Below are 25,177 nucleotides of genomic sequence, written 5' to 3' on the forward strand. Positions count from 1 at the left end.
GTTACTCGCTGCCCGAGGGTGGGGGTGTCTACTGTGACTGACGAGCCGCAGACACTAGAACCGGTCCGGTCGGTGGACCGGGCCTTGCTCGGTCCACCGACGGGTTGGTCCGCTCAACGTCGCCACGAGGGCCAACCCAAACGCCGCCACCATTTGCCGCCGTCGGTCCTGGTGCACGGTGGCGGGGTGCCGGGCTGCGGCGGCAGTTCTCGCGCGGCGTGGGCAGGGGCCAGCCGGGCCGCCTCCTCCGACCGGCCGAGGATCGTGTAGGCCGAAACCAGGTTGTCGACGACCTCGGCCCGGAGGCCGTCGTACCCCACCTCCTCAGCGCAGTCGGCGGCCTCGCGCAGGATTTCGACGGCCCTGTCCCGGTGGCCGAGGTTCCATACTGCACAGCCGTAGCCGTTCAGGGTCGGGGCCAGCCCGGCCAGGCTCTGGTGCTTGCGGAAATGCTCGCTCGCCCGGTGGAGGGAGACGAGCGCCATCGCCGGGTCGCCGAGGGCGAGCAGGGCCGAGCCCTCGCACAGGAGTGCCTCCGCCTCGGAGATCTCGTCCCCCAGCGGTATCCAGAAGCCCCGGGCGGCCTGCCCGCTGAACTCCGCGGCCTCCTCGAACCGCCCCAGCCGCAGCAGAACCTCGCCGAGGTCCTTCAGGGCATGCGCCCTGCTGGTCATCAGACCACCTCCCTCCAGCCGGTCCACGGCGCTCCGGAGGATCTTGGCGGCTTCCCCGTACGTGCCCTGTCGGGCGAGCGCCGTTCCGAGGTGGCTCAGTGCGACGTTCTCTCGGAACTCCTCGCGCACCTTCCGGAAGCACTTCACCGCGCGGCGCGCGGCGACGGCCGCTTCCTCCAGACGGCCCTCCTCCTGGAGGGCGAGGCCGAGCAGGTCCAGGGCAATGCCCGTGAGCTCCACCTCCCCGAGGGACTCCCCGGCCGAGACCGCCCCCTCCAGGAGGGCGGTCCACTGGGGAAGCACCCGGCGCAGTCGCAGGTAACCGCCCAGCGCGACGGGCAGCACGACCGAGAGCATTTCGTGTCCGTCCGCCTGGGCCCGGGCGGTTGCGGCCAGCAGGTTGGCGTACTCGTCGTCCAGCCACTTGATGCCGGTGCCCTCGTTGCCCAGGAAGCGGGTCAGCGGGCCGTCGTTGCTCGTCGCGACCAGGTCGTTGAGGTTGAGCGCGGCGGCCGCGGCCGTTTCCAGGTAGTGGGCGTTCAGCCGCCGCTCCGCCTCGGCGAGTTCCTCGCCTGCGTCGGCCGCCGCCCGTTCCTCCGCGTAGAGGCGGACCAGGTCGTGGAAGCCCCAGCGGCCCCACCTCGGAGCCTCGATCAGGTGTGCGCGGGCGAGCGACTCAAGTAGCCAATCGACCATCGCGTTCGCCAGGCGGCCGGCTGCTTCGGTGGATACGTCCGGCCCCGGGTTCAGTGCCAGCAGACGGAACAGGCGGGCCTGTGCGGGCTGCAGCCGCTGGTACGAGAGGTCGAAGGCGGCTCGGACTGTGCGCTCGTCCCGGGTCAGTGCGTGCGAGCCGACGGTGCGACTCGGCCAGTTGGGCGGCGAGCTCCGCCAATGGCTTGACGGGGAGGTCGGCCAGTAGGGCTGCCGAGATCCTCAACGCGAGCGGCAGGTGGCCGCAGAGGTCGGCTATCTGCTCGGCCGAGACGCGGTCGCCGTTCACCCGCTCGTCGTCCGGGCCGAGCACCCGCCGAACGAGCTCGACTGCCGCGTCCGTGTCCAGGGGGCGCAAGACCGTCCGGGCCTCACCAAGCACCAGTTTGTGGCGCGAGGTGACCAGCGCGGCGTGGTAGTCGTCGGCGGGCAGCAGCGGGCTGGCCTGCTCCTCGCCCGACGTGTCGTCGACCACGACGAGGAGACGCCGTTCCTGCTCGGCGTAGGCCGCCAGCACCGAGCGGTAGAGCCGCGTCAACTCCTGCTCGTCGTCCGGGATGTGCTCGTGGGGTACCGCCAGCGCGCGCAGCAACTGGGTGAGCGCCTGCCGGGTCGAGACCCGGTTGCGGGCGTCGTAGCTGTGCAGCTCGACGAACAGCACTCCACCGGGGAACCGGCCCTCGTCCTTCCAGGCCCGCCAGGCGGCCTCCACCGCCAGCGCGGTCTTGCCGACCCCGGGCATGCCGACGATCGTCACCACCGCGAATCGCTCCAGCTCTCCGGTGATCACGGCGAGTTCGTCGGCGCGCCCGGAGAACATACGGCCACGCCTGGGTAGCCCGCTCAGCGCGGGGGTGATCTCCCGGGGAAGGGTGATCTCCACCCGCTGCCCCATCACGACCGCGCCGAAGAAAATCCCGCCACTGATGTGGTTCCCCACCGAACCCCCTGTCCAGCACCAACGCTAGGGCAGCGGGAGGGCGGCGCGCGGCCGGTTCGATGATGTCCGCGGGCGGGGGGCTCGGCTCCGCCCGCTCCACCCCGCTCCGGCGACGGGATGTCGGAGTCGGACGGCGAGGTCTCGGAGTCCGGCGGCGGGGGCACAAGTCGTCCGGGTGGGGTGTCAGTCGGCCGCGAGGAGTTCGAGTTCGGTGGGCTCACCGTTCGCGAGAGAGGACAGCATTCGGGCCCGGTTTCGGGGATCCTACGGGCAGGTACGTAGGCACTTCCACCCGGGTCAGAGGCCTTTCAACGGCAATCTGCCAGTCAGGGGCGCCGCGGACCGGGGCGGGCAGGTGCGGGCCGCTGGTGCGTCGCCGCCTTGGACGGGCGGGGGCCATGTGTCGAAAGACGGGGCCGTCTCGGCCGCCTCAACGCCCCGCCGATCTGCAACGGTTCCTCTCGCACGCTCAAGGATGTGGGGTGCTCGATACGTCCTATGGTCCGCGGGGCAACCGGGGGGTCAACGGGCTCGGTCTGGTGGTGCGGGTGCAGGAGGTCGCCGGCAGCCTGGCGATCCGGCCGGTCATGGTGCGCAGGGCTTGGGCCGACCGGTGCACCGACGACCGGGAAGGCGCGACACCGGAGTTCGAACGGGTGGGCCGCCGGTGGCTCCATCCAGGTGAATCAGAATCCTGACCCCGCCCCGCCACGAGACGCACCGGGGCGGTCGGCAACCTCTCGCGTGGCATGAGCACTGGCAGACCAGCGCAAAGCCCGCCCAACGCCTGCTCCAGCGTCCGGCAGCACTACTGGGTTCTGTCCGGCCGATCTCGGCTGTGAGAGGACGCCGCCTCTCGCTGATCAGCGGGAGGGGGCAACATAGTCCTTCCGCTCCAACCCACTGGCGCTTCAGGTCTATCGGCTTGGGCATCACCTCGGCTGGCTGCTCCGCCGGGACGGCCTCCTCGTCGGGGACGACGGGTGGGTACTGCCCGACTCGGCCATCTCAACCAGCATCCAAGGCACTCAAACTCGCCTCGCTCAAATCCAGCGGAGTCCGTTCGAGTGCATCCTCCATGCAGCCCTTGGAGATGGCCGCCATGTCGACCTCGATGTGGCCGGACCCGTCCAAGCCGAATCCCCCACCGCGTTCCGACAGCAAGACGAGTGGTACGAAGGGCTCTGGCAGGTCCGGGAGATCGGCACGGATGTCCGAGAGCACGGCAAAGTTCAGGGACCACTCCAACGTGTCCAGGACAACCGGCTGTTGCAAGCCAGCCTTCTCCGCAATGCCCGTCACGACGTCGGCATCGATCCGCGCCGACGGATCGATACGGGCCGCGATATCGAAGAACGGCCACTCGGCAGATCCTGTCGCCCTGGCCCACAAGGCGGAGCGTCGCAGGAACTCCCGCATGAGTGCCACCCGTGACCGAGCCTGGTCGAACGAGCCAATCCAGTCGACCTCTTCGAGCCTCCCTGCCAAAGTCAGCGCCGAATCGGTTCTCATGGTTTGTTCCTTCGGATGTATGCAACGAGGCAATCCGAGTGTGTCACGCGGCCGCCCCGGCCAGGCCCCGCCACCGATCGCCGCGCACCCCGCCGGTCTCCAGCCGATCTTGAACCCGGAGCAGGCCTTACCCGGGGCGGGAAGGGTGGTTCTCGGATGCGCCGTGCGGGAGACAGGCGGCGTCGACTGCAGGATCGCCGGGGCAGGGCGTGTCGGGAGCTCGTACAGTTCCCTCATACACGTCGGGTCGAGGAGGGCCGTGCGGTGAAGGAACTCGGGCCGCCCATCGACCTCCCGGCGGCGCGGAAGGATCCGGACAGCGGCTATACGGTGCACGGGCGCCGGTTCCAGGATCCGTACGCCTGGCTGGAGCGCATCGACGACGCGGAGACCGCGACGTGGATCGCCGCGCAGGAGGCCGTCACCCGCGCCGTGCTGGCCGAGGTGCCCGGACGGGACCGGCTGAGGGCGGAGGCTTCCCGTGCCTCGCGGTATGCGCGCATGTCACCGCCGATTCCCGCGGGACCTCCCGGACAAGAGTTCTTCTGGCAGGCGGGCGCCGACGACGAGAAGCTCGCGTTCATGCTGCGGCGCAGCACCGGAGCAGCCGCCCAGCCCGAGACCGTGCTCGACCCGAGCGCGTGGGCGAGCGAGGAGGCGCTGGTGTTCGCCGTGCCCTCGCCCGACGGCCATCTGGTGGCCTTCGGAAAGTCCGTGGGCGGCACGCACGACGCCGTGATCCACGTCCTCGACATCGCCTCGCGGCAGGTACTGCCCGACCGGCCCCGCGGCTCAGGCCACTCGGCACCCGCTTGGCTCCCCGACTCCTCCGGCTTCCTCTACGCCGCCTGCCCTGAGCCCGGCGAGGTCCCGCCGGGAGAGGAGGCACTCTGGCACGCCGTGTACGAGCACCGGCTGGGGTCGCGGAAGCCGGCCCGCCGGATCTTCGGAGGACGGCACGATCACGAGAAGGAATACTGGTGCTCGGTCAAGGCCAGTGAATGCGGCCGCTTCGCGGTCCTGTCCATGTGGGACTACGTGCACGCCAACACCGTGCACCTGCTGCGCCTGGCCGACGGCGAGCTCATGCCGGTGGCTCCCGTCATGCGATCCCTCAACCAAGTCCAGGTCATCGGCGACTCGTTGCTCATCCACACGGACCTCGACGCACCGCGCGGCCGGCTCTGCCTCGCACCGCTGACCGAGCCGACCGCCTGGCGAACCCTCATACCCGAGGGCCCGGACACGCTCCAGACGGTCGCCGGAGTCGGCGGTCGGCTCTACGCCGTCCACACGCACGCGGCCTCGCACCGGGTGCGGATCCACGCCGCGGACGGCACCCACCTCCGCGACCTGGAGCTTCCTGCCCTCGGCTCGGTGAACCGCAACGAGGGCGAAGGCGTCGTCAGCGGGGTCAGCGGCCGCTGGGACGGTGACGAGGTATGGCTGAGCTTCACCTCGTACGTGCAGCCGCCGTCGCTCTACCGCTACGACTACGCGGCGGACCGGCTGTCGCCGTACCACGTGCCCGACGCCGGACTCGACGCATCCGCATTCATCACGGAACAGGTCTGGTACGAGTCGCCGGACGGCACGCCGGTCTCGATGTTCGTCGTCCGCCACAAGGACCTGCCGCGCGACGGACAGCGGCCCGTGCGGCTCAGCGGCTACGGCGGGTTCAACATCGCGATGGAACCGCGCTGGGCACCGGTCAACGCGGCGTGGCTGAGGCTGGGCGGCGTACTGGCCTTCGCCAACATCCGGGGAGGTGGCGAGTACGGGCGCGGCTGGCACGAGGCGGCGGTCAAAACCCGGCGGCAGAATGCCTTCGATGACTTCGTTGCCGCGGCGCGCTACCTGGTCTCGGCCGGATGGACGACGCCCGGCCGGCTCGTCTCGCGCGGCAACAGCAACGGGGGCCTGCTCGTCACGGTTGCTGCTCTGCAGGCACCTGACGCCTTCGGGGCGGTCTACAGTCGGGTGCCGGTGCTGGACATGCTGCGGTTTCCCCGGTTCAGCCATCTGGCCGCGGCGACCGTGGAGTACGGCGATCCCGATGACCCGGTCGAGGGCCCGTATCTGGCCGGCTACTCGCCGTACCACAACGTCCGAGCCGATCGCCGCTACCCCGTGATGATGTTCGCGCCGGCACTGAACGACCGCAACGCTCCTCCCCATGACCCGCTGAAGATGGCTGCCCGGCTCCAGGCCGAGGCCGCGCAGGGAGGCCCGTACCTGGTGTTGCCGCTCCGCGCTTCGGGGCACGCAGGCGGTACCACGGCGTCGGCCTTGATCGAACAGGACGTGGACGAGCTGAGCTTCTGCTGCTGGGCGCTCGGTGTCATGCCTCGGTGAAGGTCGCTCCGCTGCCCGCGGAGTCGGCGGCTCCGATCGCCCCGCCCCCCGTCCGTGGTCCCGGACCGGCCGACCATGCAGGAACCTTTCCGTGGTTCCCCTGCCGTCCAGTGTGCGGAAGGTGCGGCCGGCATCGAGCTTTCGAAGTCAACCGCCGTGGGCGGGATGACCCAGGCCCAGGTCGCGGAGGCGCTGGAGAAGACGAAGCAGTTCCTTATCGCCGCCGACCCGGACCCGCGACCCTGCGCGGCGAGCGACCGGCTGCGGCGCTGAGCCCCCTCCACACCCGGCTCGCGGTGTGGGATCAGCATCACCGCCCGACCTCTCACCTGGTCGGGGCGACGGCGCAGCCGAGGCGCGTTCGTCGGCAAGCTGCCCGGTCGTCCGCTCAAGGACACGTTCGGTGACAGCAAGCTCGTCCCGGTCGATCCGCACCGCTGCCAGCTGTTTGGCCTGCGGTTCTTCGAGTTCGTCCAGTTCCGCACGGCGTACGGTCATCCGTTCCAGCAGTTCGGGATCCAGCATGCACCGGATCGTGGAGGGCCGTCCGATGCCAGCGGGTAGGAACTTGAATGCGCCCGCGCTCCAGGGCTGGGAAAGGAGCCAGGGCGGCTCGTCATCAGTGCGCCCAGGGCAGACGCACCGCCTCGATCGCAGAGTCGTTCAGCAAGGCGTTGATGAGGGCTGGGGAACCGGCGACCTTGGTGGCCCACAGGTCGTAGTCGGTGCGCAGGACCCATGAGCGGTCATCGGCCCAGAGATTCGACGGGCTGTAGTCGGCCGGGGACTGGTCGTAGAGGATCTCGGCGTCGCCGAGCCGACCCGCACGCACGTGGAGGTTGTCGAAGTCGATGTCTGCGAGCATCAGCGGGTTGTAGTAGGCCAGGCAGCGGGTGTCCGGCCCCGCGGGACTGCACTGGGCGAGGATGGCGATCAGCCGGTTCCAGGTCTCACGGTCCAGGCTCCCCTCGGTCGGCGGAACCATCCCCAGCGGCCAGCTGCCCTCCTTCCTCACCGAGGGACAGCAACGGTAGGAGGGCATCAGCCCGTCGGGCACGGCCGGGTCGCCGGTCCGCCGGGCAAGCTCGGCCCAGCGCAGCCGTCGCCAGCCGGGACCCGGGTGCTGGGCGCGGCCCAGACCTCCTCCCGTGGCGACGCTCACGGCATCGAGGTCGATACCCGCGACGATACGGGGCAGGTTGCTCCCATCTGCCAGACGCGCCTGGTGGTACTCGTGGTACGACACATCGGCTGGCCCCTGCTCATGCTCGTACATGGCGTTGAGCACCCACACCGCGTCGGGCATCGCCGGAGGCATGAAACCGGTCACGCCGTCGCCGCACAGCTCCAGCAGCCAGTCAGTGGCCCCGGACGGCACAAGCGGCCACAGGCTTGACATCAGGTTCGGCTCCTCGGACATGCGTTCATGCTCTCAGGTGCGACCCCGTCTTCTTCGCGGAGCCAACATGACGCCGCCCCACCGCCGACTGTCGCCCGAGCACGTTTCCATGTGCCTGGCTGGGATGACGAGACGTACCTCAAGAACCGGCGGGCCGGCTGCTGACGAACGATCTACACCCCCAGACAACCGCCCACGACCAGCGTGAGCCAACCGAGAACGAGTCACACCAGTCGTTCAACCTGTGAATGCAAGTTGACGAAGACTCACCGGAGTACACCCGATGTTGTGCATGGTCCACCGGATACAGACCGGCGGGTTCCTCACCGGAAGCGACAGCACCTCCTGGACCGCAAGCGGCCGCCCCCCGAGCGGCGCAGCCGGCCGTGCTGCCCACGGCCGCAACCACCCACCTGCTCGCCGCCACCACCGACGACGCCTCCACGAATCCAAGGACGGCGGCCGCACCTGGGCCACCGTGCACTGGCCAGGCCACACCAGCACAGGACACTGACCTCGCGCACCGCCGGCTTCAGGACCCCCTGTCGGGGTGCGGCCCGTAGGGCCTGGTTGTGCCCGCAGGCCGGCCCGGTGGCGGCGGATCACTCAGAGGGCGGATGGAGGGGTGTTGCCGAGCAGGACGGCGAGCAGGCGCCCGGTGGCCGCCTGGAGGTCCTCGCCGCCCCCGGGAACCCGGGTCATGAGCAGGTGGTGACTCGTGCCGACCAGGGCGAGGGCGATGGTCGCGGCGTCGGCGCCTGCGGGCAGCCGGCCCCCGCCCTGCTCCGCTTCCAGGTAGGCGGTGAAGGCGTGCTGGATCGCGTCGAACGCGGGCGCGCCGGCTTGGAAGCCCTCGCGGGTGTGTGCCGCGGCTGCCGGGCGGGTCATCGCCAGCCCCACCACCGCCGGGGGCAGGGCCTTCAGCAGAGCGAGGACGACCTCCTGCAGGTTGGCCGTCACCGTCGCCTGCCCCACCCTGGCCTGCAGCTGCTCGGCCTGGCGGGCGCTGCGCGCGAACCGGTCCAGGACCAGCTCGGCGACGAACTCGTCCAGGCTGGCGAAGTGCGTGTGCAGCACGCCTTTGGCGCAGTCCGCCTCCGCGGTCACCGCGCGGCTGGTCAGCCCCGCCGCGCCGTCGCGGGCCACCACCCGCTCCGCGGCCGCGAACAGCCGCTCCCGCAGGTCCGGAATCGCCACACCACGAGGTGACACAACAGACCCCTCTCTTCAAGCAAGTTGCACGTCACGTATGGGCGGTCGCCCATACTGTTTGGGCACTTGCCCATACTAGGGTCGGGGCGCCGCGCTGCGCCCCGGCGGGAGGGAGTTCACCCATGGGTCGATTCGCCAACACCGCACAGGCCGAGGCGTGGAACGGATACGAGGGCGACCAGTGGGCCCGCAACCAGGACCGCTGGGACGCCGTCAACGACGGCTTCAACCAGCTCCTCCTGGACGCCGCGGCCATCACGGAATCGAATGTCGTGCTGGACATCGGCTGCGGGGCCGGCCGCACCACCCGCCTCGCAGCCCGTCGCGCCAGCCGGGGACAGGCGCTGGGGCTGGACCTGTCCGGCCCCATGCTGGGCAGGGCCCGCGAAAGCGCCCTGCGCGAAGGGGTGGAGAACGTTTCCTTCGTCCAGGGCGACGCCCAGGTGCACCCTTTCGACACCGGAGGCTTCGACGCGGTCATCAGCCGGTACGGCATGACGTTCTTCGCCGACCCCGAGGCCGCGTTCGCCAACCTCCACCGCGCGCTACGGCCGGGCGGCCGGCTGGCCTTCATCTGCGCCGCCGAAGCCGAGGGCAACGAGTGGCTCAAGGCTCTGGCCTCACTCGAGGGCATCCTGCCGCTCGGCGGCTTCGGCAAGCCCGGCGACCCCGGCATGTTCTCGCTCACCGACCCCGACCGCATCCGCGCCCTACTCACCGCGGGCGGTTTCACCGGGGCAAGGGTGCGGCGGATCGAGGTGCCGGGGAAGTGGGGTGCCGACGCGGCGGATGCAGCTGCGTTCCTACTGGACTCCGGCCCCGGACGCCACCTGCTCAGCCAGGTCAGCCCCAAGGCGCAAGCCCAGGCACGCCAGGCGCTGACCGATACCCTGCGCGGTCACGAGGAGGACGGGGCCGTGTGGCTGCGCAGCAGTTCCTGGCTGGTCACCGTCGAAACCGCTGGGACCGCACGCAGCTGACATCCCTACGACCGCCGGTCCACCGCGGCTGCCCGCATGAACGCGAGCCGGTTCAAGGCTCTGGCCGACCCCACGCGGGTGCGCCTGCTGCACCTGCTGGCAGGCGAGGGCCGGGCACACCAAGCGTGGGGGAGATCGTGGAACGCGCCGAGGTCGGGCAGTCGACCTTCTCGCACCATCTGAAGATGGTGGCCGAAGTGCGGTTCGTCCTGGCTGAGAAACAGGGCACCCCGGCCTCTACACGGTCAACCGCACCTGCCAGAGCGTCTTTCTCACACAGTGATCACGTAGGACCCCAAGCAGCGTCCCCATGATTGACGTTGCCGACACTTCCCAACGGGAAGGCGCCTGCACTCGCCCGATACTCGTTGGCACGACCGGTGCGTGACCGCGCTCACGCAACCCGGTGACAGACTGGCGCCTTCCCGTCACCTCCGCAGTGAGGGCGCCACACGTGTTGCACGCCATATCGTTCGGCACACCGGCCCTGAGCTGCGCAAAGACACCCCGATCGCTCCGTGGCACACGCTTTCCCCCCAGAGAACCCCCTCTGCTCAGCCCGTAAGGCCCTGCGGGACGGACAGCAGCGGAGCCGGCCGTGTCCTTACTGCCGCCCGACGCCCGACCTGCCGGGCATGCGGACCCTGAGCAGGCACGTGCCGCCTTGGAGCAGCAGGAGGCGCAAGCCGGACACCGGTCTGGAATCACATGCAGGCACCTCGCCGAGTGGCGGACCGACACTCCTGCGCTGGTCCGCGGCACACGCTGCGGGATCGGCCACCGGTAGTCGCGTGTCAAACGGTCCTGCGGGCGCGGACGGCGTCGGTGTACAGCTCGCGCGTCAGGTCGTCCTCGGCGATACCCAGGCCGGCCATCACCGTACGGACGTCCGCGAGCGCCTCTGCGAGCTCCTTCTCCTCAGCGGCCGTTTCCACTTCCAGGAACGTGCCGTCCAGCTCCGGGACGACGACGAGGGTGGCCAGCATGCGCCGGCCGCCGGCGGAGGTGAACGCGTAGTTCCGGCACCGCTTCTCGAAGGCGATCACTGGCACGTAGCCCAGGCCGTGCAATAGCGCGTGCACCGCCTCCACGTCCACCACCCGGGTCTCGTGTTCCGGCTTCGACCCCGACGCGGCATCCACGGCGGCGCCCTTGTAGGTCAGCACGGTGCGGGTGTCGTCCGGCCCGTGGACCGTGCGCACCCGCAGTTCCGCGCCCCGCCCTTCCAGGGCCTTGTCGGGGGTGTCGTAGTAGGTGTCCCGGTAGACCTCCGCGCGGCCCGCAGCCAGCTCCTCCAGCCGGCCCAGGGTTTCCGCCGGTGCCTGTACTCGGGCTTTCAGCTCTGCCTCGATCATCCGCCCTGCTCCCCTTCGTCATACCGTGCGCTGTGCGCCTGCGACCATCGCGTCGAACATCCGCCGGTACCCCCGGTAGAGGGGGCCGTGCGGGGTCTGCATCACCTTGTAGGTGGCCGACTCGTGCCCCTCCCAGCCGGCGTCGAAGGCGCCGATGAACAAGGTGGTGTCGCAGCGGATGATCCGCCACGTGGGCAGCATGGCGTACCGGTAGACCTCGATGTCGACCACCGGTGACAGCTCTTTCAGCCGGGCCTCGGTCAGACGCACACCGGAAGCCAGCGACTCGGCGGATTCCCCGATCTCGGCAGCGCGCAGGGCCAGAGCCGGTGTGTCGGGGTCCAGTAGCAGCACCCGCACCCGCATCGGCTGCCGGCCTGCCAGATGGGCGCGGAGCATCGAGTCGTTCAGCCCGATCAGCCCAAGGCCGCGTACGGCGAGGATGTCCACTTCGGCTGCTGCGCGGGCGTGCTGCTGGATCTCCTGACGGGCCGCTGCCTGCCCCGAATACACCCGCACGACTTCCGGGAACGCGGCCAAGTCGAAGGCGGCACCGCCGTCATGCCGTTCGCGGGCAGCGGCCAGGCCGAGGAGGTGCCGGGCATTGTCCGGCATGGACAGCCCATCCGCGATCCGCTCGTAGACGTCCAGCCGCACCACCTCGCGGCGGCCGTTGATGATCTCGTTCACGCGGGCCTGTGTCATGCCGACCGCAGCCGCTATCCGGGCCTGACTCGCCCCGCCGTACTTCTGCACACAGCGGAAAACACTGCCGATGTCCCGGGCCCGGAGCGCTTCACGGACCTCGCCGCTTTCCCACGCCCAGTCAGGCAGCACGGTAGGGGCAAGAGGGGTGCTCAACGGCTGGCTCCCGTCATTCATGGTGGGATGGAAGCCCATCCCACCGTGAGATTACCGTCCGGGTATCGAGCCGACACGTACAGTCGCAACACCATGACCTCGTGACCTCCCCCCTCCCCGCGGTGACTTGGTGCCATTGGCACATCGGCCACTCCTCCACCGCCCGCCCCATCCACTTCGCAAGCCGCCTGACCGGACCGCCGGTTCTGCTCCACGCATGCACGCCCTGCCGGGAACGGCGGGGCCTGACCCCGCGCGGGGAAACCCCCGCCCCGCCGCGACCATCACGGCGCCGGCCGTGACCCAGCACCCATGCGCAGACGCGCCCCTGCCCCAGGCAACCGGGCTCACCTGGGACCAAGGCCGCGGCCGGGCCTGCATCATCTGCGGCCGACCACTGACCACCGGCGCCGTCCCCCGCGGATGGATCCGCCGCCAGCAAGGCGCACACCGACTCGACATCGAAGCGTGGGCCTGCCCCAGGCCGGAGCCGCCCAATGACCGGCGGCACGATCTGCGCCCCCTGTGACCAGACCATCCACGGCACCACGTACGAGACCATCCGCATCGACTCAGCATCCGGCGGCCGCCCCACCCGCCTCGGGGTTCGCCAGGGCCGGATAGTCCTGGACCAGACGCCGGACCACCCAGGAGTGCAGATGCTCGGTCCGCGGGTCCCACGACGACACCGACAGCAGCACCGGCACCGGACCGCCGTGCTCGCGCCGGTGCTGCAGCAGTCCCAGGGTGAGCAGGATGGCCAGCACGGTCTTCCCGGCTCCCGGGGCCCCGAGGAGGACCAACTGACGCTTGGGCAGGCGGACGAACTTCTCGACGGTCGTCGACGCCGCCACGCAGCCGCAGCCGCAGCCGCAGGGGCCGACCGCCCGGTACCGCCTCCCCCAATACGGCTGCTGGCGGCGCGGCGACCGGACGGCCGGTGGAGGACCAGCGCACGCGCAGGGGCCGGGGCCGGTGCAGGGTGCGAATCCGGGCCTCGGCGGTCCACTGGCGGTGCACCGTCTGCGCCAGCTCCTCCAGCGCGTGGTGCAGCCGCTCCGTGCGGGCGGGTCCGTTCCCCCCCACCGCCCGGCTCGGCGTCCTCGCGGCGGCGGCGACGCACCTCCAGTGCCGCTGCCGCCACCGCCGATACCGCGGCGACCGGCCAGGCCAGCCAGAGGTACGGCTCGACCGGCTCCGGCACGGAGCCGCCTGCGACATTGGTGGTCGCGGGCACCACCACCGCGGTCAGGACGAAGAGCAGGACTGCCGTGAACCGCGAGGGACGCCCCGTGGTCATGACCCGCAGCCACCCCCGTTCCCCGCACGCCCCGGAATCGCGAAGCTAGCAGCCCCGCCCGGCCGCGAGGAGCCTCGGGCGGGACGGGACCGGCGCTCGTGGCGCAAGGGCGCGCATCGGGGCGCGCCGGGGGCGCAGGGCGCTGCGCGGAGACTCGGGAGGCGGCGTCTCTGCAGTCAGGATCCGGTGTCGACGCGTACGGTCTCCACCCAGGCCGGTGGCTGGGGCGCGCCCTCCCCTGCAAGTGGCTGCGCTTCGGTGTCCGCCACAGCCTTGAAGCCGGCCACCCCTGAGCGGGCGTCCCCCCACACCTGCTCGATGGATCTCCCCAGTCGTGGGACACCTGGCCTGCCGCCGGGCGCCACAAGGGAGAGGTCGCCCGGTGGGCAGCCGGTTCCGGGGATAGGCGGTCTGTCCACGGTGGTCGAAGGCCAGCGTGGACAGACCGCCGTAGGCGCCGGGGCCGTACGGGCATCGCCGACGACTACGGCCCGCTCGTGGCCCTTCATGCGTCGAACGACGCGTGCTGGATCTCCGAAGGCACCGTCCCCGCCTCCGGCGGCAGGGGCTGACGTCCCGTCGTCTTCGCCGCTGCCCCGGAACCGGCCGGAGCCGCTGCTCAGGGTCAGCGAGGGCTGAGGAGGCAGAACTCGTTGCCCTCCGGGTCGGCCAGAACCGTCCAGGAGATCGCGGACCGGTCGAAATCAGGGCTGGTGGCGCCCAGGGCGCGCAGTCGGGCTTCCTCCGTGGCCGGGTCGTCACCGGGGTAGGGGCAGACGTCGAGGTGGACGCGGTTCCACACGCTCTTGGTGTCGGGGGTGCGGACGAACTCCAGGTAGGGGCCGACGCCTTTGGCGGAGCGCATGGTCGCGTGGTCGTCGGTGACCTCGTGCAGCGTCCAGTCCATCGCCCCGTCCCAGAAACGGGCCATCCCTCGTGGGTCGGTGCAGTCGACCACCACCGCGGCGATCGGCCCGGTGTCCCGGTAGACGGGACGGGGCTCCAGGACGCAGAACTCGTTACCTTCGGGGTCGGCCATGACCGTCCAGGGGACATCGCCCTGACCCACGTCGGCGAGCGTCGCGCCGAGGTCCTTCAGACGGGCGATCAACTCCGCTTGGTGCGCGGGCGAGGTGGTTGCCAGATCAAGGTGCACCCGGTTCTTCACCGTTTTGGGTTCCGGGCGGGCCACGATGTCGATGCAGACGGCCACGGGGTCGGGGTAGGCGAATCCCACCGGTTCGAGGTTGGTCACGCCGGGCCCCTCGCTGTCAACCCCCCAGCCGAGTGCCTCCGCCCAGAACCCGCCGAGCACGGAGTCGTCCTGGGCCTTCATGTTGATCTGCACCAGTCGTGTTGCCATGCCGCAGATCCTAAAGCAGTCGTCAGCCCAGGCCGCCGCGACCAGACATGTGCTCGACCAGGTGCTGGCGAGCGTCGCTCTTGCCAACTTCCGACGAGGACGAATCCCTGAGGGATGAAGGCGAGACCCAACGCCGCCGCCCGCATCCGACCGGCCAGCGGCACGGAGTCCAAGCGCCGACGGCTCGCTGACGCCACTGACCGATCGCTCCTCAAGTCGCGCCAGCCGACTCGGACCACACACTCCACGAGCGGGCGACCCGACCCCACCCCGTCGGGCCGGTCAGCGTCGTCGGCGACTTCGACCGTCGGAACCCCGCCACCCAGTCGGGGGTCGGCTTCCACAGGATGCTTTGGGAGTTGTGTTTCGGCTTCCCTGTCGAGGTCGGAGGTCTTGCGCGTGCATGCCGCTGCTGGCCGGCCGTCTGTGGTGCGGGGGCATGGGCCGCTGCCCTGGTGCGGGTGGTCCCTCCCCGGATCACATGGCCGCTCGTATGCCTTCCGAGGTCGGGGCGCGGACGGGCGTGAGGCAGTCGCCGGCGGCGAGGTAGCGGAAATGGTGGGTGCTGTGGACTCCAGCACCCACCACAGGCGCACCCCGAGCGACAGGGCGCTGGGTGATCGATCTCCGTGGGGGAATCCTCCGCAGCCGGCTCCAGTCGCCGAGTACGCAGGCGAGGAAGTTGCGCCGACCGCAAATCCACGCTCGATCGCGTCGCCCACTTCGGCAGACACGGGTCGCCAAGCCGCGGCTACCGGACCTGTACCACCACGTTTTCCTCACCGGGAGTCCGCAGAGGCCGGCTCGAACCGCTGGGGAGGAACAGGGCGGAACCCTGCTCGGCCGCCTTCACCGCGGTCGACTCACGGCCCGGATCTCGATGGTGATCCACCGGTGCTGGAGCTGCCCCTCGCCCCCATCCCGAACGACTCGAATCAGAGCGTTCCGGCGCGCTCGCATTGCGTTTGCCAGCCGCTACAAACGGCAGGAGACTGGTGGTATCAGCGTGGCCCTGCCGGGGGAATCGGGCTGGTCGGCGCCGACTCTTCTTCCACTGCCGCCGCACCAGCGGGTACTCGCTGTTGTCTGCTGTGCCGCGCGGCCACCCTGGTCTGTTCAGGGGGGCCGCGGCGGGCTGCGCCTGGCCGCTTTCGAAGGTCAGGAAGCCGACCGCGCGTGGGTGGATTCGAAGCCGTAGTCGGCGCCTCAATCCTTCGGCCAGGATGGTCAACCGTCGGTCCTCTCACTCAGGAGGTATCCCATGAGTAGGACCCGCCCGATCAACTGCATCATCCCCCCGTACATTCTCGAAAAGCTCATGGAGAGCGACGACCGCGATGTCCGCCAGGCCGCCTTGGCCACTCTGCTGACCACGGCACGCCTGCGGGGTGAGCGAGCGGTCCGAGCGCGTTCCGCCGCCGCGGCCGCCCCCGGCAACGGCCGGCGCACCATATTCGATTGCGAGCAGGCTGAATCCTTTACCAACGCCGTCCTGGCCAGGTCGGAAGACGGACCGGCCTCCCTGGACGAGTCCGTCAACCGGGCGTTCGACTCACTCGGCCTGACACGTGACTTCTTCAAGGAGGTGTTCCAGCGCAATTCGATCGACGGCCGGGGCATGCGCCTCGACGGGTTCGTCCACTACGGCTTCATGTACGACAACGCCTTCTGGGACGGACAGCGCATGGTGTTCGGCGACGGTGACGGGGATAGCGTCGGTGACCTCACCGGATCCCTCGATGTGATCGCCCACGAGTTGGCACACGGAGTCACCGAATTCACGTCGGGATTCGAGTACCACAAGCAGTCCGGGGCCCTGAACGAGTCGATGTCGGACGTCTTCGGGTCGCTGGTCAAGCAGTGGTCCCTGAAGCAGACGGCCGAAGAGGCGGACTGGCTGATCGGGGCCGACGTGTGGACCCCGGCAATCGAAGGCGACGCCTTGCGGTCATTGAAGGCCCCGGGGACGGCGTTCAGCGGTGACCCCCAGCCCGACCGTATGAGCAAGTTCGTCCACATGCCCGACACCTACTCCGGTGACTGGGGTGCCGTGCACTACAACTCCGGCATTCCGAACAAGGCGTTCTACCTGGCTTCCGTGGGCATCGGCGGATTCGCGTGGGAGGCTGCCGGGACCATCTGGTACGAAGCGCTCAAGGCGTCCACTGCCGAGGACCAGTTCCAGGACTTCGCCGACACCACCTTCCAGAAAGCTGGGCAATTGTTCGGCGCCGGTAGCCCCGAGCAGTCGGCCGTGCTGGCGGGGTGGCAGGAGGTGGAGGTCTCACTGAGAAGTGTCCCGAGCGGCCTCGCCCGGGCACGGAGCCATGCGTTCAACGGGCACAGTGGCGTGGGCCGGGAGGACGGGACGGCAGCCCTGGCCAGGCAGATCGGCGCACTGAGCGACAAGGTGACGGGCCTGGCCAAGGAAGTGGCCAAGCTGAAGGGTGCCAGGTGACCACCGGAATCCCCCGCCGGTCGAGAGGCTGCGCGCAATGAAGGTGACTTTGGAGTCTTACGGTGGGCTGGCGGCGGCGGCGAACCTCCGCCGCCGGCCCGACGTGCTGAACACGGATGACCTGCCCGAAAGCGCTGCGGCCGAGCTGGCCCAGTTGGTGGCGGCGGCCGTGGCGATGCCCGTGGAGGAGCAGAACGGGCGCGCCAGGGACGCGATGAGCTACGTGATCACAGTGGAGGACGGCGGCCGCTCGACGGTTCTCACACAGTCGGACACTGCCAAGTCCCCCGCGTTCGCGGCCCTGCTCGCCTGGCTCCGAGGCCACTTCGCGCGGCAGCGGTAAGGCGCGGTTCCATCTGTGGCAGGGCCACGCCCCCGCTCAACCAACATGCCCAACTCCAGGTCACAGGCATGACGACTGATCAGTTCCACTGAACCGACGACAGCCCCCGACCGGTTCCCCGCAATGGCGGTTCAGTGCTCACAGAGGGAGAACTCCCGTTCGTAGAGCTGCTCGTTGTGTTCGTCCACGAAGAACTTCCTCTCCTTCATGAGTTCTTCGCGGTACGTCTTGGCCTGCTCCAGCGTCATGGTCGAGGTGTCGGACCAGGGCTGCTGCGGCGGCACGTCGGAGGTCGAGACGATCCGCTCTGCCGGGTCGACCAGGAAGAACGCGAGGATCTTGCGGTGCCCCGGCCGGGTGGGGTCCACGAGGCGGAACGCGTCCACGCGGTGCTGCAGGACATTGGGGAACGCCAGGCAGCGGCCCGCAGGGGTCGGTACCGAGCCCAGCACCTGGTTCAGCGCGTCTTCGTCCTCAAGGCCGTAGACCTCGCGCAGCCCGGCGTCGTCGTTCTGTTCGTAATGCGGGTCGTCGAGTGCGGCCCGGAATCCCAGCCGGCTTTCGGTGATGTTCTCGCTGTCCCAGTAGTAGATGCCGGTCGAGACGATCCGCTCGTTCAGCATGCCCTCGACGTGCCACGAACCGCCGGGGTACTCGGGCTTGTCCGGTGTGAGGTGGACGGTGGCGAGCTTGACGATGACCTGGAGTCGGCGGCCGCGCAGGTCGACCCGGGCGGAGGCGTCGGGCAGTGCGGGCGGGCTGAAGGCCGGAGCGTCCGGGACGATCGGGCGGCGGTTCTCCCACCAGGCCTCATAGGCCTCATCCCAGGCAGCGCGGGCATCCATGTAGGCCGCGTTGTCACTGTAGGACGACTGGCGCGGATACTCCGGTTCCGAGTCGTACCAGCCGTAGGGATCGGCCTCGATCCGCAGGGGCCGCGGGTGCCGCAGATCGGTGAGCACGTTCTCGAACAGCGGGCGCAGGCTCGCGAACACGTCCGGCAGGACGGAGGCCAGTGCGCGATGCACCTCGGGGTGGACGTTGTTGACGTACGAGCGGAAGGCGACGGCGCCGTCGTCACTGACGTCGACGTCCGTGGGCAGCCACTGGAACCTCTCCGAGAACTCGTACTTCGCGTAGTGGTTCGTCGGGTTCTGCCAGGCCCGCTCCGGCCCTCCGCTCACCTCCCGCACCAGGCAGAACAGCGAGGGGTGCACGAGATCCAGCACCTGGCCCTCGGATCCGGGATGCCAGTCCCGCTCCGCTTCGGGGACCTCTTCCAGGACCCGGACAGCCTCCCGCAACCGCGACCTGAGCTGCTCGTCGACAAGGGTGTCCGACTGCCAGACCCCGTCGACCGCGGACACCTCGATGCCGGTCCGCGCGTCCCGCAGCACGGCGTAGTGCCGCAGCTCGGCGAGCACGTAGCGCATCTGCGCTTCGGTAAGGCCCTGCGCCACCCCTTCCCGCGTCCACCTGGTGACGATGTCGGCGTCGTTCATCTTGTCGAACCACGCGGGCTTGGCACGCAGGTGCGAGCTGCACTGCATCATCTGCAGTTCCCGCAGCGTCCGGGGCGTCGCGAACGCCGGGGAACGGGAGGTCTGGAAGGGCAGTGGGAAGGCGGACAGGCCGGTCACTTCTGGTGATCCTCACGGTCGGTGTGCGGTGCCGGGAAGGATAGCCCGCCGCACTGACACCACCGCCGCGGCCCCGGGCGATGACGACCGTCGTGGTCACCCCCACCCGGGGCCGGACACCGTAGGGCGTCCGGCCCCCGGGACGCGCGGGTCAGGCGTTGCGGCCGGCGCGGGCGGCGGGGACCTCGCGGGCGGCAGCCACCCCGAGCCGTTCAGCACATCGGCTGCATGGACTTCCGCCGGCCGTCCACCAGTAGTTGTCGCAGATGCAGGCTGCCCTTCGCCTGCTGGGTGCGCAGGTTCTGCACCGTGCGCGGGGAGGATACCGTCACCGCAGTAGCAGGTGGAGGGCGGCTTCGCGTAGGTCTTCGTCGAGGCAGCGCTGCTCATGGACGGGTTCGAAGAAGTCGTCGGGTCTGATGACGCGGCGGGGCGAGGTGGCCCAGTGTTCGACGCGCCGGCGCAGGGCGTCGGGTGTCGTGCCGATACGCGCGAGCACCTCCACGGCGCGGACGCTCGTCGTGTACGTGTACCCGCTGGTCACGTGGGTGGGAAGCTCGACGAGTCCGGTGAGCGCGGTAACGGCTCGGGCGGGGTCCTGGGTGATGCGCCAGTCGGCTTCGGCCCCGCGCAGCCGCGCCCACTCGTCCCAGTGGACGTGGTACGGCTCGATGAGCGGCAGCAGCGGTGCCGCGGCCGAGCCGAGACGCCCCGCCTCCTCGATGCAGTGGTACCCGGCATCGTCCGCGGCCATGGCCTGCTTCAGCAAGCGCAGGGCCGGTTCGGGGTCGGCGCCGAGGCGGGCGGCGGATACGGCTGCGGTCGCGGCGAGCTCGTCGTGGCCGCTGCGGGCGGCTTCGTCGAGCAGGCCGAGCAGCTCGGGGTCCTGGACGCCCCAGTCGCCGAACAGTCGGACGAGCTCCAGTTCGGGTCGGTCGGGCTCAGCGGGGTCCATCCGGTGCAGTACGGCCTTGAGGTCGGGGAGGAGGGCCTGGACGTCGTCCGGCGAAAGGGTGGCGAGGAAGCCGTCGAAGCCCAGGCGTGCCGGCTGCTGGAGGGCGAGGCGCTGGTGGTCGCGGTGGCGGGTGCGGGCCGCGAGTGCGGCCACCGCTTCGGCGTACGGGTCGGGCACGGCGGTGAGGAGGCGTTCGTCGCCGAGGCGCCCGAGGGAGAGCTGGGCGAGGTTGGCCGTCTCGGGGTTGCCGCAGAGTTCCTGCCGGAGGAGGTGGTCTGCGAGACCGGGCTGCGGCTGGGTGGCGAAGGGTGTCCAGCAGGCGATGGAGTACAGCAGGTGGGACCGGTCGAAGGGCGTGTGCTCGTGCGGCAGGGCCGCGGTGAGTAGGGCGAGGGTGTCGTTCTCGCGGTCGCGCCAGGTGACGGAGAGTTCATGGGCGCGGCGTGAGCCCCGGCCGTCGACGTCGCCTCGCACGACGAAGCCGCCCGCCACTGCGGCGGCGGCCTCCGCGTCCTGCTCGGCGATGTCGGTGAGGCGGGAGTCGGGGTCTCCGATCCCGGGGAAGAGCCGTGGTGTGAAAGGGGAACGGCGGCGGACCAGGCGCTGGTGACGTTCCGCCAGGTGGCGGGGTGCTGCCCGGTCGACGGTGAGGTCGCTGTCGGCGGTCGCGATGGCCTCGGCCAGGACCGCGACGAGGTCCGGCGGGTAGGGCGCGTGCGTCCTTTCCAGCAGTGCGAGGGAGGCCGCAGCGCGGACGGCGGGGAGACGGTCCCTGAGGGCGTCGTGCAGGCGCCGGCCCGCCGACTGCTGGTCGGGGTCGAGCCGGGTGAGAACGGCCAGCGCGTCCACGCGGACCTCGGCGACCGGGTCGGCCTCGTAGCGGGCGGTCAGCTCGCGCAGCGCCGCGGGGAAGCTCGGCCCGGTCGCGCAGCGTGCGACGCGTACCGCGCCGAGGCGGACCTTCGGGTCGTCGTCGGCGAGGAGGTGCAGCAGGCCCGGTACTTCTGCCGTGACCTGCGCATACCCCTCTTCCTCGATGCCGGTTTGCGGCTCCGGGCCACGGCCTCCCGCGCCCGCCAGGAAGGCCAGCACACTCGCCCGCTCGTGGACGGCGTGCACGGCGGCGTGTGCGAGGAACGGCACGGCCGCCACGGTCGCCGGATACACCGAGTCCCGATTGAGCACCTTGTTGAAGAGGAGGCGCACGGCCCGCTCGGCCCGGTCCGCGTCACCTGCGTACAAAGCCCGTATCGAATCCGGTACGTCGGTGGCAGCGCCGTAGGCGTGATGGCACGACGTCCAGTCGACGGCGTCGAGTTCTTGAGGTGGTCTCACACGGACAGACGGTACCGACCGGGTCTGCACCCCATCTCACACCTGCCGGGTCCACTGAGGCGGCGCCCTGCAGGCCGGCCAGCCTGCCAGCCTGCCTCGCTGCCTCGCTGCCTCGCTGCCTCGCTGCCTCGCTGCCTCGCTGCCTCGCTGCCTCGCTGCCTCGCTGCCTCGCTGCCTCGCTGCCTCGCTGCCAAGACACCGTCACGCGCAGACCGTCCGACCCCGACCGGATCCGCTCCACCACCCTCACATCGCCCGACACCGCCATCGGACCGGCACCCGGCGCGGTCAGCCGACGCACCGACGCACCGAACTCCCTGGCGGCCAGCCGGCGGCCAGTGCGTCGGCGTCCGCACCGGTGGACCAGCCGGACAACCGGTCCTCCCCCGCCGCGTCGTCTGCCAGGACCAGCCATGGGACATCGACGATCACCAGGACGGTGCCGGATTTCGCGGTCAGCCCGTCGAACACGGCCCGCAGCTTCGGCTCGCTGTTGAGCATGGCCTTTCCGTACTCGCGCATCCACGTCATGCAGACCTGCCGCCCGCGAGCGCCCGAGCATTGCGCCAGGCCAAGCGGTGGTCGGACCTCTCATCAGCGTCTCCAACGGCACCCCTCGGGCCCGGTGACACCACCCCCAGGTCATGCCTTCGACAGGGGAATCAGTCGCACCGGGCCCGGAGGCCAGCGGCCCTCTTGCAGGACCGCGAAGAACATAACGGGGGAACTTTCGGAGGTACCCGAACGTCGTACAGCTTGCACGCACGCATCCTTGCTGACGTACCGCGAGATCGGCTGGTTCTCTGCCTCATGCCGGAGGTGACTGATGGCCTCAGTCACGTCGGCTGGACTCTCCGGAGGTTCCGTGAACGGCAAGCACGCCCGACCCGCACACCGCATTGCGTCTCTGGCAGTGGCTCTCACCGCAGCGCTGGCGTTTACCGCTGGCAGCGTGGCCAGCGCCACACCGGCCACCGCGAGCGGCACGCCCCTGGCTGCCCAGAGCCTCAGCGCAAACGCACAGCCCGCTGCCCAAGCCCGGTATCGCTGGGTCACGCTCGGGCAGGTCTACTGCTACCCCCAGTGCGTGGCTTATGGAAATTACTGGGTGGCATCCGGACAGATCATCAACTACCAGTGCATCCGGTTCGACGTGTGGGGCAGAAGCTTCATGCGAGTGTTGGTGCGGTACTGATTGCCGTGACACTGAGGGGTCGGTGAGCAACCTCGCGCACCGACCCCTACCTCGCCGGTTCACAACAGCCCGTTTCGAGGTTCGGGCCGTTGACCTGCCAGTGGGCTCGTACCGACCAAGCCATGGTGGTCGGCATCGGAGCACAAGGGCGATTCGGCCCACTGGGCCGCTCGTGGGGTCGCCCCTTAGCAATCAGTTTGTCAGCCGTTGGGCCTGCACCCGTTCTGTTCCTTCGAGGGTCAGCACATTGTGGGGCGCCCTGGACCGATCCGGATTGCCGCGACGAGGGCCCGTCCCGCCGCCGTGCCGCTGCAGCCCGGCCGCCCGACGCATCTCCCTCGTCAAGCTCGATGCCCGGGGCCAGGCCCAGTGCGTGGTGATCGCGTACGAGAGCGGCCTGGTACGACCAGGTCAGGCGAATGCCTGATCCAGAGAGCGCCCAGGCCCGCGGCCGTCCCGGAGGTCGGACTCCCGTCCGCGGCTGTTACGGCCAGCCCTGCTTCACCTTGGCGGGCGCGGTGTTCCAGCTCTTCGGTATGAACGTGATCACGTAGGCTCCGCGGTCGAAGTCCGCGTACCCGGCCGACCAGTTCGGGAAGGTGCTTTCGTACACCTGCATCGGACCCATGTCACCATCGGGCGAGTGATAGTGGTTGGCGTGGGTCCATACCGTCTTCTTGGGATCCGGTTCCCTCTGATCGCCGAACCAGCCGTAGTCGAAGTTGACATAGCTTTCGCCCGGGTTGGCAGGACTGCGCGACACGTTCCTGTCCGCCGACATGTCGACCAGGCCTGTTCCCTGGTTCGGGCGGAAGGCATCCGGGTCGCCGTACTTGCGCTTGTCGGAGGAGCTCCTCGGATCCTGCCCGCTCCAGAAGTGCTTCGAGTAGACGACCGCCTTCATCCTGGACGGGTCGTAGTTCCCCCCGTCACGCTCCTTGAAGGACGGCGTGCTGCTGAGAGCCGAGTAGAAGGTCGAACGGCCGTCCTCGTGGAGCAGCGGGTCGTTGCTCTTGGCGAGCTCCGCCTTGAGATTGTTCACGTAGGCCGCCACGTCGTGCGAATTTTCCAGGGCCTTGTTCATGATGGATGCCACATCGCGAGCTCGTTTGAAGCCCTTCGTTTCGTCGAAGCTTCCCTTCGCGATGCGCCCTTCGAATTCGGCCCGCGTCTCGCCGGGCCGGGGGCTGTTGTTCCTCAAGCCACTGTTGTACTTGTTCTCGTCGAACGAAGCGAACGCCAATTTGTTCGTCGGGTAGGGCCCCGAGTTGACCCAGGTGATTCCGACACAACCGTAGGACAGCTGTTCTCGCTGGGCTTCGGTCATCTGCCGCGCCTTGCCGTCGCGGTGGCTGTAGGCCTGCTGCCACTTGCGTATGTAATTGCTGACGCCCGTAGTGGCCCTGCCTCCGTGGGCCCGGTACGCGTCAGGCATCCTGTCGAGGGGCTCGGCCGGAGGGGTCACCCGGTCGTCGGCCGAAGCAGAGGGCCTGAGGGACTCGACGGCACCCGGCGGTAATCCGTGCGGGGGCTTGCCGGGCTGACCCAGCTCCAAGGCCCTCTCGTTCAGTGCGTTGATCTGCCTGACGTCATCCACCGTCAAGTCGTGCCTCTCGGCGTAGGAATCCTCCTTCCCCCCACCGTCGCGGCCGGCGGCCAGACTGACCGATGGCATGAGCGCGGTGGTGCACATGACCACGCCCACTGTCGTGAGGGAGAGAAATCCCCGACGTTTATGCATGACTCACAACTCCTTTGTCGTGAAACCGCGATGGCGGTACGGTAGCCGCCGGCCAAAACGAGAATCGGCCACCCCTTCGCATGTCATGGAAGGGACTGGCGCATCACATGCCGACTCCCGAATCGGGATCGTCTGACATGACAAGTGATCATGTCTCTGTGCCAACTCCGCGGCAACACGGTGACCTCAGAATCAGCCACGCCGTCAGATAGGCGGTATCCCGTCATGCGTCCGGCCTGCCATCGTTGGAATGCATAGCGGCAGCGTTCCCCGTTTCTGCTTCCGGGCCCTGCTGGAAGCGGCCCGCCGTCCGCCGACGGACCGCACGATCCGCGCCACTCGCCACTGCGGCCGCTCGCCCGGTTCGCCACCGTCGCCAGGGCCGTCATCGCTCCCGCCCTCTACAAATCGGCTGGTATGACGCTCTGGGCACAACTTCCGCGCCGGTTCGTGGTTCGTGGTCCCTGCCGGGGGCGCCGGGCCTTGATGCCGCATCTCCCTGGTGCCCGCAACGAAGAACGTGCCGCCGTCCGCGTCACGTCGGTGCCGGACACCCGGCCTAGAACCGTCTGGAGACGTTCGCGGGTCGGCCGCTGTGAGCGGTCAAGGCGCCGCCGTCGAAGTCCAGCATGCCGAGGTAGTCCTGCGCGGGCGTCCGCAGGCACATGCCCGTCGGCGTCAGATGGAATCCGGGGCGCAGGTTCTCGGGATCGGCGACGGTGGCGAGCATGACGTAGCAGGTGAACTGCGGCTCCCTCGTGGCGGTCCATGCGGCCGCCCTCGCCGACGCCCTCCAACTGCATCACCAAGCCGCAGTCCGGCTCGGCGCAGCCTCTCGCCTACTC

The 25,177-nt window shown here is 69.6% G+C and carries 20 protein-coding genes; 6 read left to right on the plus strand and 14 right to left on the minus strand.

Going from position 1 to position 25,177, the window contains the following annotated elements; translation table 11 throughout:
* Window positions 1-113: 113 nt before the first annotated feature.
* Entirely contained in the window at window positions 114-1,370 is a 1,257-nt protein-coding gene (locus ACFV7Q_RS30810; RefSeq protein ID WP_385433392.1) for a tetratricopeptide repeat protein, read from the minus strand.
* Complete coding sequence (locus ACFV7Q_RS30815; protein WP_385433394.1) at window positions 1,351-2,328, minus strand: NB-ARC domain-containing protein; 978 nt, start codon at window positions 2,326-2,328, stop codon at window positions 1,351-1,353. The genes ACFV7Q_RS30810 and ACFV7Q_RS30815 overlap by 20 nt, the downstream gene beginning before the upstream one ends.
* A 482-nt stretch (window positions 2,329-2,810) precedes the next feature.
* Here ACFV7Q_RS30815 and ACFV7Q_RS30820 point away from each other — a divergent pair, with 482 nt between their 5' ends.
* Complete coding sequence (locus ACFV7Q_RS30820; protein ID WP_385433396.1) at window positions 2,811-3,026, plus strand: hypothetical protein; 216 nt, start codon at window positions 2,811-2,813, stop codon at window positions 3,024-3,026.
* A gap of 310 nt (window positions 3,027-3,336) precedes the next feature.
* On the opposite strand, the gene ACFV7Q_RS30825 is transcribed toward ACFV7Q_RS30820, so the two are convergent.
* Window positions 3,337-3,840 (minus strand): hypothetical protein, encoded by a 504-nt coding sequence (locus tag ACFV7Q_RS30825; protein ID WP_385433398.1) that lies wholly within the window; start codon window positions 3,838-3,840, stop codon window positions 3,337-3,339.
* A 264-nt stretch (window positions 3,841-4,104) separates the two neighbouring features.
* Here ACFV7Q_RS30825 and ACFV7Q_RS30830 point away from each other — a divergent pair, with 264 nt between their 5' ends.
* A complete protein-coding gene (locus tag ACFV7Q_RS30830) occupies window positions 4,105-6,195 on the plus strand; it encodes a prolyl oligopeptidase family protein (protein ID WP_385433400.1) in 2,091 nt (696 codons plus the stop codon).
* A gap of 619 nt (window positions 6,196-6,814) precedes the next feature.
* Here the strand turns inward: ACFV7Q_RS30830 and ACFV7Q_RS30835 are convergent.
* Together ACFV7Q_RS30835 and ACFV7Q_RS30840 are read right to left on the minus strand one after the other, a co-directional pair.
* Complete coding sequence (locus ACFV7Q_RS30835) at window positions 6,815-7,615, minus strand: hypothetical protein (RefSeq protein WP_385433402.1); 801 nt, start codon at window positions 7,613-7,615, stop codon at window positions 6,815-6,817.
* A 585-nt stretch (window positions 7,616-8,200) separates the two neighbouring features.
* Complete coding sequence (locus ACFV7Q_RS30840) at window positions 8,201-8,806, minus strand: TetR family transcriptional regulator (RefSeq protein WP_385433404.1); 606 nt, start codon at window positions 8,804-8,806, stop codon at window positions 8,201-8,203.
* Between the two features lie 122 nt (window positions 8,807-8,928).
* Between ACFV7Q_RS30840 and ACFV7Q_RS30845 the strand changes: the two genes are divergently transcribed.
* Entirely contained in the window at window positions 8,929-9,786 is an 858-nt protein-coding gene (locus ACFV7Q_RS30845; RefSeq protein ID WP_385433406.1) for a class I SAM-dependent methyltransferase, read from the plus strand.
* Between the two features lie 794 nt (window positions 9,787-10,580).
* Here the strand turns inward: ACFV7Q_RS30845 and ACFV7Q_RS30850 are convergent.
* From ACFV7Q_RS30850 to ACFV7Q_RS30865, 4 genes are all read right to left on the minus strand, one after another.
* A complete protein-coding gene (locus ACFV7Q_RS30850) occupies window positions 10,581-11,141 on the minus strand; it encodes a class IV adenylate cyclase (protein WP_385433408.1) in 561 nt (186 codons plus the stop codon).
* A gap of 18 nt (window positions 11,142-11,159) precedes the next feature.
* Window positions 11,160-12,041 (minus strand): helix-turn-helix domain-containing protein, encoded by an 882-nt coding sequence (locus ACFV7Q_RS30855; RefSeq protein WP_385433410.1) that lies wholly within the window; start codon window positions 12,039-12,041, stop codon window positions 11,160-11,162.
* A gap of 533 nt (window positions 12,042-12,574) precedes the next feature.
* Window positions 12,575-12,856: a hypothetical protein gene (locus ACFV7Q_RS30860; protein ID WP_385433411.1), complete on the minus strand. Its 282-nt coding sequence runs from the start codon at window positions 12,854-12,856 to the stop codon at window positions 12,575-12,577.
* A 1,071-nt stretch (window positions 12,857-13,927) separates the two neighbouring features.
* Window positions 13,928-14,665: a VOC family protein gene (locus ACFV7Q_RS30865; protein ID WP_385433413.1), complete on the minus strand. Its 738-nt coding sequence runs from the start codon at window positions 14,663-14,665 to the stop codon at window positions 13,928-13,930.
* A gap of 1,261 nt (window positions 14,666-15,926) precedes the next feature.
* Here ACFV7Q_RS30865 and ACFV7Q_RS30870 point away from each other — a divergent pair.
* The gene (locus tag ACFV7Q_RS30870; protein WP_385433415.1) at window positions 15,927-17,123 is read left to right on the plus strand and encodes a M4 family metallopeptidase; all 1,197 of its coding nucleotides are present in this window, start codon (window positions 15,927-15,929) and stop codon (window positions 17,121-17,123) included.
* A gap of 37 nt (window positions 17,124-17,160) precedes the next feature.
* Window positions 17,161-17,466, plus strand: a complete 306-nt coding sequence (locus ACFV7Q_RS30875; protein WP_385433417.1) for a protealysin inhibitor emfourin — start codon at window positions 17,161-17,163, stop codon at window positions 17,464-17,466.
* A 131-nt stretch (window positions 17,467-17,597) separates the two neighbouring features.
* On the opposite strand, the gene ACFV7Q_RS30880 is transcribed toward ACFV7Q_RS30875, so the two are convergent.
* The 3 genes from ACFV7Q_RS30880 to ACFV7Q_RS30890 all read right to left on the minus strand — a co-directional run bounded on the left by ACFV7Q_RS30880 (window position 17,598) and on the right by ACFV7Q_RS30890 (window position 21,918).
* Window positions 17,598-19,106 (minus strand): DUF4246 domain-containing protein, encoded by a 1,509-nt coding sequence (locus ACFV7Q_RS30880; RefSeq protein ID WP_385433419.1) that lies wholly within the window; start codon window positions 19,104-19,106, stop codon window positions 17,598-17,600.
* Window positions 19,107-19,434: 328 nt separating this feature from the next.
* Window positions 19,435-21,303 carry a hypothetical protein gene (locus tag ACFV7Q_RS30885; protein WP_385433421.1) on the minus strand — a complete coding sequence of 623 codons (1,869 nt, stop codon included), beginning with the start codon at window positions 21,301-21,303 and terminating at the stop codon, window positions 19,435-19,437.
* Window positions 21,304-21,684: 381 nt separating this feature from the next.
* Window positions 21,685-21,918, minus strand: a complete 234-nt coding sequence (locus ACFV7Q_RS30890) for a hypothetical protein (RefSeq protein WP_385433429.1) — start codon at window positions 21,916-21,918, stop codon at window positions 21,685-21,687.
* A gap of 343 nt (window positions 21,919-22,261) precedes the next feature.
* Between ACFV7Q_RS30890 and ACFV7Q_RS30895 the strand changes: the two genes are divergently transcribed.
* Window positions 22,262-22,591: a hypothetical protein gene (locus ACFV7Q_RS30895; RefSeq protein ID WP_385433423.1), complete on the plus strand. Its 330-nt coding sequence runs from the start codon at window positions 22,262-22,264 to the stop codon at window positions 22,589-22,591.
* A gap of 484 nt (window positions 22,592-23,075) precedes the next feature.
* On the opposite strand, the gene ACFV7Q_RS30900 is transcribed toward ACFV7Q_RS30895, so the two are convergent.
* Window positions 23,076-24,332: a protein-glutamine gamma-glutamyltransferase gene (locus ACFV7Q_RS30900; protein WP_385433425.1), complete on the minus strand. Its 1,257-nt coding sequence runs from the start codon at window positions 24,330-24,332 to the stop codon at window positions 23,076-23,078.
* A gap of 559 nt (window positions 24,333-24,891) precedes the next feature.
* Entirely contained in the window at window positions 24,892-25,062 is a 171-nt protein-coding gene (locus tag ACFV7Q_RS30905) for a hypothetical protein (RefSeq protein ID WP_385433427.1), read from the minus strand.
* Between the last annotated feature and the right edge of the window lie 115 nt (window positions 25,063-25,177).

It is taken from the genome of Streptomyces sp. NPDC059851, assembly GCF_042732005.1.
In the GTDB taxonomy this organism is placed as follows: Bacteria; Actinomycetota; Actinomycetes; order Streptomycetales; family Streptomycetaceae; genus Streptomyces.